The following is an 11,212-nucleotide window of genomic DNA, read 5'->3' on the forward strand; positions in this document are numbered from 1 at the left end:
TGTAAAAAGTTAACAGCCAAAATAACACAAGCATGATTAAAGCAGAACCAAAAACAATACTCAATTTTTTAGCCAATCATTTTGATAGCTTAAAAGATTTGTTTGATGCCCAAGTAGAAAATGGCATCATTCACCAGGAGGTATTGGCTCAAATAATGACCGAGCGCGATGACCAAATTCAATCGCAGCTCATTGAATACAAAATATTGCGTAAGCTGGGCGATGATTTTGAGTTCAGAGATACATATTTTAAACTATTTGAATTTATTTTAAATGAGTTCAGACCGCTATTGCCCGAAACCATTCAAAAGTATGAGCAATCAATAGGTGCACTATTCAAAAAAATACGCGAAGGCATAAATGGCGATACATTGATTCTGAAAAACAGGATTGATGATTTGAACAATGAAATAAAAGAGTTTAGCGAAGCAGTAGAAAAAAATACCATTCGTTTATTAGCCGAAACTCGCGAGCTGAAATCAAACGTTGATAAGCTGGATTACAAAGAAAAAGTACGCAAGGCCAGCTTCTGGATTGATTATTATATATTGCCATTGAACAATATTTTAGATATAAACCATGGCGATAGTATTACCAATAAGCTGTTTGATATATCGGAATACGTAAACGTACGCAGGCTTAATTTCAGTGATGAAAATATACGTTTGCAGTTTGAAAAAGTATATACCTTTTTAATTCAGACCAACGATGATTTATTGCGCCAGTCAAAACTATTAACCAATGAGTTATTGCCATTGATTGAACGCATCAGAACGGAATCAATTATATTAACGGGTTGGATGGAGTTTTTAAAACAACCTTATAAATCGCCCGTACCAAAAGTATTTAAAGGCGAGCGCAACTATCCGTACAATAACGATATGTATTTAAATGCCAAAGAATACATTGAACAGTTTGCGGCTGATGAAACCATTATTTTAGAAGAGCCTATTGCCAACAGCGATAAATGGGTATTTAACAAAGACCTTTATAAAGGTAAAATGATGAGCCAGTTGCCGCTTGACAGCTTTTTTGACTGGTGTGGTTTAACACTAAGAGGCGAATACAAAGAGATAGAAACAGATAAATTTTTTGCCTTAACGGGTTTATTGTTTGAAGACGGCATTGTGCTGGAATTAGACGAATCGTCAAAGGACAGAAAATTAATCAAGACCAACCAAATGACATTGAGAGTACCAAAAATTAAAGTAATAAAACATGGAATTTCCTAGATACCACAAAGACATAGTAAGTGATTTAATGGCCGGTAAATTTATATTGGCCAGCGATCCTAAATTTATATCGCTTAAAGAAAGCGAAGATTTTTATACCAAATTTTTTAAAGAAAGTTTTGCTTATGAGCTGGAAATGAAAACCGATTTTGGTTTTATACTTTCGTACGAAACAGGCGAGCAACTAAGCAGGGATATTTGTTTGTTTTTTGCGGTACTTAGTTTTGAGCTGGATAAAGACGGCAAAAACTTTTTGGAAGAAATACAGTATGCCGAATTTGAAACCGAAAAACTGGATGAATATTTTGATAACTCATCGTATGCGGAACTGATTAATAATAACAACCAGTTAAAGGATAGCTTTAGCCGCAAACAGTTTTTAGCTACTTTAAACAGGCGTAATATTATAGAGAAAACAAGCGAAAATAAATTTACGTTTACCCAAGCATACAAAGTATTTATTGACTTTGCCATTGATTTTGCCAAAGGTAAATTGAACGCTGCCAATAATGAGGCTTAGAAAATTTCTATTTAATAGAATGAGAGTATTAATAAAAAAGAACGACCTATATCATAAGGTAGCTTGGATTAAAAGGCATTCGGATGGTTCTATATTAGGATGGAATTCGAGTCCTCATTATTACATCAAAAACTTCCCTAAGAACATAGATTTTTTTGATATACACTACTTTTACCCTAAAAAAGGACAATTTCATTTTTCATATAAATACTCTATCGACAAGTTGACATATCATGTAAGAGCTTATCCGAAAGAGTTAAGTATTAAAATACTTGGTGGTATTGAAAATATTAGGACAAAGAATATTTTGCTACCAAAAATTGAGAAATTCAATGAGTTTATATTCTTGGACAACTCAGCAAATATCGACTATAATGACCCTAAGTTATTCAGATCACTAATGGCAACAAGCTTTAATATATGGACAGACAATATTCTCCAAGATGTTAAAAAGTTTGGAAAGAAAATCACTCCAAAAGAAACCGATATTGTCTTAGACATAGACGAATTAGGAAAGTCTTCTATAACTTATTATCCAATTATTTATAATAACACACCCAGAGTAAATCTTGATTACTTTAACTCCCCTGGTTTCATTCGTTTAGCCGACAAAACTCAAAATCCAATTATAGAGTTAATTGTAAACGTTAGTAGAAAAGAACAGTAAATTTAAGTCTATAATAGCTCATTTAGGCTGTATTGGTTAACTCTGTTACTTAGTACTTTTTCGCCCTTGTCGGTGTTCTTCACCAACAATACCAAAATTGCTTTTATACTCCTTTAGTTTCTAACATGCCATAAATAAAGTGCTTTTATACTCCTTCCGTTTTGAACATGGCATTAATTAAATGCTTTTATGCATGTTCAATTCTCAACATGCCATAAATGAAGTGCTTTTATGCTCCTTCAGTTTTCAACATGCCATTAATTAAATGCTTTTATATATGTTCAATTTTGAACATGTCATCATTGAATTACTTTTATACTCCTTCAATTTCTAACATGCCATAAATGAAATGCTTTTATACATGTTCAATTTCTAACATGTCATCAATGAAGTGCTTTTATATAGGTGCAGTTTCTAAGGAGTACTAAAAGCCTATTTATATTTTCGCCCTTGTTGGTGCGCTTCACCAACAAACACATTAACAAAAACGCTTTATTAACATCATTTCCATGCGCTTGCTCCTCCATTTCCAATTGCATTAATTGTGCTTATTATTGCAGGCCAATTTTTTACGCAATAAAATATTGTTTTCACCGCTGACACCTTAAAATCAGCACTATTTTTAGTTATTAATTTTTTATCTGCAAAACAAAATGAATAGAATCAGTTACACAATAATTGTAGGACTTTTCTTCCTTACATCATGCAAAAATGAATGCAGAGTTGTTCAAGAGTATTATGATAACTCAAAAGAAAAAAAAGTTTTCATTTATCCCGACTGCAACGACAAAACATACTACAAACAGCTTAACTTTTACGATAATGGACAAGAGTCAAGTGAAGGTTATGAAAAGAATGGTGAAATGGTTGGTAAATTTAAGAGTTGGGCTGAGAATGGGAACCAAACTGCTGAATGGGAAATTCTTGACGGAGAAGAGCATGGATTTATTCAATGTTGGTATGACAATGGAATAAAAAAAAGAGAAACAACTTTAGACAGAGGTATAAAAAATGGAAAGTTTAAAGAATGGTATGAAAACGGAAAACCAATATGCGAAGGAGATTATATAAAGGAAAAAAAGGTTGGAACTTGGAAATATTGGGACAAAAATGGATCATGGAAAATAAGAAATTATAAGAATGATATACTGCAGGGACCTACTCTGGAACATGTAATTGATTCCATATCAATAAAACTGGTAAGTGGTCAATATCTTAACGGAAAAGAAGCTGGACTATGGAAATGGTTTGATAAAGACAGCGTTTTGTCTCAAACCGCAATAATGACTGACGGAAAATACGCAGGAGAATTTGTCAGATATTACAAAGACGGGAAAGTAAAAGAAAAAGGAAATCTAGTTGACGGATACTATGAAGGTGATTTAACACATTATGACGAGAAAGGAAACATTACCAAAACAGAACACTATAAAAATGGAATGTTACAACACAACAGAAAAAAGTAAATTAGTAATTGTATTACTTTAGTTTTGAGCATGGCATCAATGAAGTGCTTTTATATAGCTGCAGTTTCCAAGGAGTACTAAAAGCCTATTTATATTTTCGCCCTTGTTGTTGCTCTTCACCAACAATACCAAAAGAGTTTTCATACTAAAAATGTTGTTTCTCCGCTTGCATTTATTTAATATATAATGGAGTATTGTAAGAGGTAAAGCAGATTGAACGGTTTATATTAACCGTTTACAAAGATTTTTATAAATAAAAGGCTATAAGTATCGGCTAAAAACATTTGCCATTTTACAAAATAAAAGCAACCTTATGACAATTAAACAATTCATAATTATTATTTTACAATTATTTATAGTTGGTTCGAGTACCTTATTTGGACAGATTCGTGACATTGAAGATGCCCCCTTTAATTATTCTTTTTATTCTAAAAGAAATGCCGACAGCTTGATTAATTTGGGAATCTACTATCAATTTGGAAGAGGTAATGAGGATTTTCGAACACTGATATGTTTAGACTCACTTTCAAAAAAATACAACTTCAAATTTATGGCATCTTATGCAGGTGGTTGTTTAATGGAGTTTTGGACAAGGAGCATTGATTCAATGCCATGGTTTGACGAATATATGGGAGAACATCTTACAAAAATAAACGGTCCCGATTGGAAGAACAAATTTGAGAATGAAGTTAAAGAATGTGCTAACACAATCTGTGGAACTAAATCTCAAATTGACTCTTTCTATTATAATTCTCAATTTGGTGGAGGTATAATGTTTGAAATAAACGACTCTAAGTTAAACGATATTTCAAAATGTATACTTGATTTTCAGTTGTTACAAATCTTAAAAAAATATCCTAGTTTGAAATTCGAAATTGGTGGCTACATGACAGTTGATGAGAATAATACATCTGTGTCGTTACAAAGAGCCATTAATATTCAAAAGTATTTCATTTCCAAGGGTATTTCGAAAAATAGATTGACTGTAAAAAACTACAAATTTGGTACTAATTACAAACCATCTGTTAAAATGGATTGTATAAGACAAAACAGAATTGTGAAATTCCGTGTTATAGGTACATAATGCAGTTACTAGCGCACGCTAAAAATCAATTTAAATCCTATTTTTCATGCTCGTGCTCCCCTATTTCCAATTGCATTAATTGTGCTTATCTTATCGTGCATAAATCCTTATTATTGCAGGCGAATTTTTTAACACAATGAATTTTATAGCAGAATTAAAATGGCGTGGCATGTTGCAGGATGTAATGCCGGGCACAGAGGAGTTACTAAGCAAACAGGTAACCCGCGGATATATTGGTTTTGACCCAACGGCTGATAGTTTACACGTTGGGCATTTAACCCAAATAATGACTTTGATTCATTTTCAAAGAGCAGGCCATCAACCGGTGGCTTTGGTGGGTGGCGCAACAGGTATGGTAGGCGATCCTTCCGGTAAAAGCGATGAACGCAACTTACTTTCGGAAGAAGTATTGCGCCACAACGAAGACTGTTTGAAAAAACAATTGAGTCATTTCCTTGACTTTAATGCAGGCGAAAACGGAGCTATTTTAGTAAACAATTACGATTGGTTTAAAGGTATTTCGTTCCTTGATTTTATACGCGATATTGGTAAACATATTACCGTGAATTATATGATGGCCAAAGACTCGGTAAAAAAACGTTTGGAAGGCGATACAGGCATGAGTTTTACGGAGTTTACTTACCAATTGGTACAGGGCTACGATTTTTACTACTTATGGAAAAACCTGAACTGCCAGGTACAAATGGGCGGTAGCGACCAATGGGGAAATATAGTAACAGGTACAGAGCTGATACGCAGAAAAGATGCGGGCGAAGCTTTTGCCATGACTACGCAACTGATAAAAAAAGCCGATGGTACTAAATTTGGTAAAACAGAAAGTGGTGCTGTTTGGTTGGATAGAAAACGTACATCACCTTACAAATTTTACCAGTTTTGGTTAAATGCCAGCGATAGCGATGCGGCCAACTGGATTTATATTTTTACCCTGTTAAGCCAAAGCGAAATAGAAGCACTAAGAGCGGAACATGAAAAAGCACCGCACCTGCGTGTATTGCAAAAAGCATTGGCCAAAGAAATAACCATTCGTACGCACAGCGAAACTGATTATAATGCAGCTGTTGAAGCCTCGAATATATTATTTGGAAACGCCACAGCCGAGGCTTTTGCCCAACTGGACGAAGCTACTTTTTTAGATATTTTTGAAGGTGTACCGCAGTTTAGCATTGCAAAAACAGAACTGGAAAATACGATTAATATAGTAGATTTATTGGCAGAGAAAACGAGTGTATTTCCATCGAAAGGGGAAGCCCGTAAAATGATAGCAGGTGGTGGCGTAAGTATGAATAAAGCCAAAATAGAAAACGATACGGTAAGTATTGGCACAAACGACTTAATAAACAACAAATTTTTAATTGCTCAAAAAGGCAGGAAAAACTATTTTTTAATTACTGTGAACTAAGTTTGGGGTAGTTTAGTGTAGTTTGAGCGTAGTCGAAAACTATCGGAAGAGAACCCAAAATAATGTTTCGACTCCGCTCAACATCCACGACTCCGCTCGACAGCCGCGACTCTGCTCGACAGCCGCGACTCCACTCGACATCCGTAAGAGCAACAACGTAAAAATATTTAAGCAAATAATGAAAACCATTACACCTAAAGACTTACCATTGGCTGAATTTCACAATGCATTGTTAACCGCTATTGCACCACGACCTATTTGTTTTGCAAGCACCGTTGATAAAGATGGAAATCCAAACCTAAGTCCTTTTAGTTTCTTTAATATATTTGGTTCAAACCCCACTACACTTATATTCTCTCCTGCCCGCAGGGTTAGGGACAATACCATTAAGCATACCTTAGAAAATGTAATGGCTACCAAAGAAGTTGTTATCAATGTAGTTAACTACAATATGGTGCAGCAAATGAGCTTAGCCAGTTGCGAGTACCCGAAAGGCGTAAACGAATTTACCAAATCGGGCTTCACTCCTATTGCTTCAGAAAAAGTAAAACCTTTCCGCGTAAAGGAAAGCCCCGTACAGTTTGAATGTAAAGTACGCGATATTATTGAAACTGGTAACGAAGGTGGTGCAGGTAATTTGGTAATAGCTGAAATTATACTGATGCATATTGATAACTCGGTTATGACATTGGATGGTAAAATAGATCAGCACAAAATGGATTTAGTAGGCCGTTTGGGAAGCGACTGGTATGTAAGAGCCAATGGCGATGCTTTATTTGAAGTACCTAAACCCAACAGGAACCTTGGTATGGGTGTAGACAGTTTACCGGAGGCTATACGTTTAAGTACCATTTTAACGGGTAATGATTTGGGCTTATTAGCCAATGAACAAAACATACCTGATGCTGACAGTGTGGCTATTTATAAACACATGAACAAAGACTTATTAGGCATACACCAACGCTTTAATGACGATGCGGAGAAACTACAATCGGAATTACACCGCTTAGCGCATTATTTGTTAAGTCAGGGTAAAGCAAGCGATGCTTGGAAAACATTGTTAAGTTAAACCAACAAAACATATAAATATGGAAATAGCATCAAAAATAATTATCGCATTCATAGCACTCGAACATTTCTATATTTTATGGTTAGAAATGTTTGCTTGGGAAACCCAGGGCAAGAAAACCTTTAAAGGCTCTTTAAAAGATGAAATGTTTGCACCTACTAAAAAGCTGGCCGCTAACCAGGGTTTATACAATGGCTTTTTAGCTGCAGGTTTAATCTGGTCGTTGTTAATAAGCGATACTGTATGGCAAACCAATGTAGCCTTTTTCTTTTTAGGTTGCGTTACGGTTGCCGGTATTTATGGTGCTTTAACAGCTGCCAGAAAAATATTTTTTGTACAGGCTTTACCTGCTTTAATTGGTTTATTGGTTTTATACTTTGCTCAATAAATGATGGGTATTGTTTTTGAAACGGAAAGACTAAACATACGTCCATTTACTTTACAGGATACTGCCTTTATTATTGAATTAGTTAATAGCGAAGGTTGGTTAAAATATATTGGCGATAGAAATATAAAAACCACCACGGATGCAGAAGCTTATTTAAGCAACGGCCCTATAAAAAGTTATACGCAACACAGCTTTGGCTTGTGGATGGTTGAACTTAAAAACAACACACCTATTGGTATGTGTGGTTTAATTAAGCGCGATACTTTGGCAAACCCAGATATTGGTTTTGCTTTTTTACCTGCATTTGAAAACCAAGGTTATGCTTTTGAAGCTGCACAGGCAACCATGCAATACGCAACCAATATATTAAAGCTGGCTAATGTTTTAGCCATTACTTTACCTGAAAATAATTCATCCATAAAACTACTGAATAAAATAGGTTTACAGTTTGTAGAACATATCACCATGCCCGGTGATGATGAAAAACTAATGTTGTTTAGTAATTAAAGTTTAAGCCTTTTGTATTTTACGTGTTACTAAATCTTTAAAGTAGCACATTTCCGATTCGTCTTTAAATGTACGCTTAGGAATTATCATAGCCATATTGGTATCCATAAATAAATAAAAAGCAGTTTTACCTTCTTCTATACTTTTAATTGCATCCCATCCGGTGCTTGCTTCTGAATTACGCGTTTTGTAAAAATACCTCTCCTCGGTAAATTCTACTTCTTTTTTCCCAAGTATATAACCATTTTCAAGGGGTATTCTTTTTATTACAACATAACTTCTGTAAAGAATAAAAATATATACAACAATACCGAAGAGTGATGAAACAGTAGTTCTCATCAAATCGAATCCATCACTATTCAAAAAATATTGTACAATTAGGAGCGTACATACAATCGCAATAATTGATTGCTTCAACCTAGTTTTCATAAAATGAAACTTATTGAAGTCAGCGTAGTCTTCCCTGGTAATATCTATATTTAATTTCATAGGCTAATACGGTTTACTCCACTACAAACATTTTAGCTTGCTGGCTGCTGTTGTTTTCTATTTTAAAGTAATAAACGCCTTTAGCCAAATTATCTATATTAATGGTTTGGGTAGTTTTAGACAATTGTACTTTGGCAAACTGCTTACCGTTTACATCATAAATAACGGCATCACTATTCAATAGCCTTTCATTTATTTCAATATTTATCTGGTGCTTGGTTGGATTGGGATACAATAAAAAACCACTTTCCTTTTCCTGTATATTTTTAACTCCTGATTTAAAATCGTACATGCCAATGGCATACATTCCTTTTTCAATTTTATTGGTAGTAAACCTTCCGGTTTTATCAAGCTTGCTACCTCCTGAAATGCGTATATTATCAGTATGTAAAACCCATTCGTTGGTTCCTTGTGGTTTAAACAATAAAACCAAACTGTCTTCGTTGGTAAATGGCAAAGTATAATCTAACCAACCGCCACTTGTACTGGCAGGTGTTGTACCATCAAAGTTAAAATATACTTGTGCTTTAAATTTACCAGCGTCAAAATTACCATCTATATTCCAAAACCTGTATTGGCTTATTCTTATGCCTTTTGGTGTTACTTCGTTTTGTTTAGCGCCTACCCAATAGTGTTCAGCTAATATGGTAGCTGAATCGGTATTTTGTTGCACGTTGAGAGTAATTAATGCATTGGCATCTGTTTTTATGCCTGTACCTTTTATGGTTTGTAATGAATAGGTTTTAGCCAAAGGCAATTCATTGTTTTCGTTAATTAAAACAAAAGCCGGCATAAAAGTATAAGGAACACGAACCATAATTTGTTTCTCACTTCCGTTCAGTGAATCCTGTTCTACATATTTATTACCTAAGGTATCAAACAAAGTAATTTTAAATGGTATATAAGAATAAGAAATGTTATTTCCCCTGCTATATTGTTTAACATTTAGTTCCACAAAATTGGCAGCATTACCCACCATCACTTTATAACTACTTAAAACCACTGCTGCACTTCCGGCTGTAAAAACCCAATCGTTAAAAAACTGGGTAAGGTTTACAGATGTAAACTTCTGAAACTCGTCTCTTAACTTTAGTGAACTACTTGTTTGAAATTTGTATTTGGTTAAATAACTATTGCATGCTTTAAAAAAAGCGGTATCGCCCATATAATATCTGAGTGCCGCTACTGTTAATGCGCCTTTTTTGTACACGTGGGTTCCGTATGTTACCTCATGCGGAATTTGGTTCAATACTAAAAAGCTTTTGTCGGCAACATGTGCAAAACGCATTACTTCCAATAACTTTTCATTCATATCTGTATAATAAGTATTCTTATCATACATCAATTCCAAAAACATAGCTTCGCAAAAACTGGCCCAACCCTCGTTTAACCACATTTCACTGGCACTTTCGCAAGTTACCATATCGCCCCACCACATATGGCTTAACTCATGTGCCATCAGAGTTTCATAAGTTAAAGTTCCATCTACACCAAATAATGGATAAGTAATACAAGTAGCATGTTCCATAGCTCCACCGTTAAAAGGAACCATTACATAACCGGCTCGCTCAAACGGATAAGGTGCAAATTTATCTTCAAAAAACTGCAGTGCTTTTGTTAAGTTAACCATGCTCAACTTTACTTTGGCTGTATCTTGTGCTTGTGCTGCCAGTATAATTTCATAAGCTTTTTCTTTACCTTGGTAAACATATTTTACGGGTGTATAGGTACTCACCGCCACACAAGCTAAATAGGTAGGAATAGGGTTGCTTAAAACCCAATTCCAGGTAATAGTTTGGTCGTTATGCACATTTGATGCTTGCGGAATTCCATTACAAACTGCCATGTATCCGCTGTCAGTGGTAATATGAAAATCATAAGTGCTTCTCTCTTCAAAGTTATCCACACAAGGGAACCAGGCACGACCAAAATTATGCGGATTTACCGTAAAACCGACTCCCATATTGAAAGCATACTTACCACTAAAATAAAAGCCTCCCCACTTGGAATCCTGAATTGGAACACCTCCATAAAAACAGTTTAAATCAACCGTATCACCTGTGTTAAAATCCTGACTTACAGATATAAATAACTGAGAGTCATTTTTTGTAAAACTTTGTTTTATACCTTGTATTAGTATAGAATCAACCCCTAATTTGGCTAAATCAAGCACAATTAATTTTACACTGCTTTTTATCAGTTTTACTTTTAGAACAGCATTCCCATTTATGGATTTGCTTCCCAAATTTACGATATTTAACCGAATTGAATAATTGAGTACATCGAACTCACTAGTTCTTGAATCACTGGCATTTACACTTAAAAAAAATGTGGACAAGCCTAGCAGGCAAAATAATTTTATTCTATTTA

The 11,212-nt window shown here is 34.7% G+C and carries 11 protein-coding genes; 9 read left to right on the forward strand and 2 right to left on the reverse strand.

The genetic code is table 11. The features are described 5' to 3' along the window. Positions 1 to 32: 32 nt before the first annotated feature. The 9 genes from V4538_02535 to V4538_02575 all read left to right on the forward strand — a co-directional run bounded on the left by V4538_02535 (position 33) and on the right by V4538_02575 (position 8,353). Positions 33 to 1,232: a hypothetical protein gene (locus V4538_02535; GenBank protein MES2379889.1), complete on the forward strand. Its 1,200-nt coding sequence runs from the start codon at positions 33 to 35 to the stop codon at positions 1,230 to 1,232. Continuing rightward, complete coding sequence (locus tag V4538_02540) at positions 1,219 to 1,752, forward strand: hypothetical protein (protein MES2379890.1); 534 nt, start codon at positions 1,219 to 1,221, stop codon at positions 1,750 to 1,752. Before V4538_02535 ends, V4538_02540 begins: the two co-directional genes overlap by 14 nt. Positions 1,753 to 1,771: 19 nt before the next feature. Next, a complete protein-coding gene (locus V4538_02545) occupies positions 1,772 to 2,419 on the forward strand; it encodes a hypothetical protein (GenBank protein ID MES2379891.1) in 648 nt (215 codons plus the stop codon). A gap of 653 nt (positions 2,420 to 3,072) precedes the next feature. After that, on the forward strand, positions 3,073 to 3,885 hold the full coding sequence (locus V4538_02550) for a hypothetical protein (protein ID MES2379892.1): 813 nt from the start codon (positions 3,073 to 3,075) through the stop codon (positions 3,883 to 3,885). Positions 3,886 to 4,198: 313 nt separating this feature from the next. Further along, positions 4,199 to 4,969: an OmpA family protein gene (locus V4538_02555; protein ID MES2379893.1), complete on the forward strand. Its 771-nt coding sequence runs from the start codon at positions 4,199 to 4,201 to the stop codon at positions 4,967 to 4,969. 136 nt (positions 4,970 to 5,105) lie between these two features. Then, positions 5,106 to 6,389 (forward strand): tyrosine--tRNA ligase, encoded by a 1,284-nt coding sequence (gene tyrS / locus V4538_02560; GenBank protein ID MES2379894.1) that lies wholly within the window; start codon positions 5,106 to 5,108, stop codon positions 6,387 to 6,389. 178 nt (positions 6,390 to 6,567) lie between these two features. Next, entirely contained in the window at positions 6,568 to 7,458 is an 891-nt protein-coding gene (locus tag V4538_02565) for a flavin reductase family protein (protein MES2379895.1), read from the forward strand. Positions 7,459 to 7,477: 19 nt separating this feature from the next. Beyond that, complete coding sequence (locus V4538_02570; GenBank protein MES2379896.1) at positions 7,478 to 7,846, forward strand: DUF1304 domain-containing protein; 369 nt, start codon at positions 7,478 to 7,480, stop codon at positions 7,844 to 7,846. After that, positions 7,847 to 8,353 carry a GNAT family N-acetyltransferase gene (locus tag V4538_02575; protein ID MES2379897.1) on the forward strand — a complete coding sequence of 169 codons (507 nt, stop codon included), beginning with the start codon at positions 7,847 to 7,849 and terminating at the stop codon, positions 8,351 to 8,353. 3 nt (positions 8,354 to 8,356) lie between these two features. On the opposite strand, the gene V4538_02580 is transcribed toward V4538_02575, so the two are convergent. Continuing rightward, the gene (locus V4538_02580; protein MES2379898.1) at positions 8,357 to 8,782 is read right to left on the reverse strand and encodes a YcxB family protein; all 426 of its coding nucleotides are present in this window, start codon (positions 8,780 to 8,782) and stop codon (positions 8,357 to 8,359) included. Between the two features lie 73 nt (positions 8,783 to 8,855). Next, on the reverse strand, positions 8,856 to 11,180 hold the full coding sequence (locus V4538_02585) for a M1 family aminopeptidase (GenBank protein ID MES2379899.1): 2,325 nt from the start codon (positions 11,178 to 11,180) through the stop codon (positions 8,856 to 8,858). Between the last annotated feature and the right edge of the window lie 32 nt (positions 11,181 to 11,212).

This window comes from Bacteroidota bacterium (assembly GCA_040388375.1).
Taxonomy (GTDB): Bacteria; Bacteroidota; Bacteroidia; order UKL13-3; family UKL13-3; genus JAAFJM01.

Bases quoted from the DNA above. Each gene is read 5' to 3' on its own strand.
- V4538_02545 (MES2379891.1), top strand. From the start codon at position 1,772: ATGAGAGTATTAATAAAAAAGAACGACCTATATCATAAGGTAGCTTGG.
- V4538_02540 (MES2379890.1), top strand. From the start codon at position 1,219: ATGGAATTTCCTAGATACCACAAAGACATAGTAAGTGATTTAATGGCC.
- V4538_02565 (MES2379895.1), top strand. From the start codon at position 6,568: ATGAAAACCATTACACCTAAAGACTTACCATTGGCTGAATTTCACAAT.
- V4538_02570 (MES2379896.1), top strand. From the start codon at position 7,478: ATGGAAATAGCATCAAAAATAATTATCGCATTCATAGCACTCGAACAT.
- V4538_02550 (MES2379892.1), top strand. From the start codon at position 3,073: ATGAATAGAATCAGTTACACAATAATTGTAGGACTTTTCTTCCTTACA.
- V4538_02535 (MES2379889.1), top strand. From the start codon at position 33: ATGATTAAAGCAGAACCAAAAACAATACTCAATTTTTTAGCCAATCAT.
- V4538_02555 (MES2379893.1), top strand. From the start codon at position 4,199: ATGACAATTAAACAATTCATAATTATTATTTTACAATTATTTATAGTT.
- tyrS (MES2379894.1), top strand. From the start codon at position 5,106: ATGAATTTTATAGCAGAATTAAAATGGCGTGGCATGTTGCAGGATGTA.
- V4538_02575 (MES2379897.1), top strand. From the start codon at position 7,847: ATGATGGGTATTGTTTTTGAAACGGAAAGACTAAACATACGTCCATTT.
- V4538_02580 (MES2379898.1), bottom strand. From the start codon at position 8,782: ATGAAAACTAGGTTGAAGCAATCAATTATTGCGATTGTATGTACGCTC.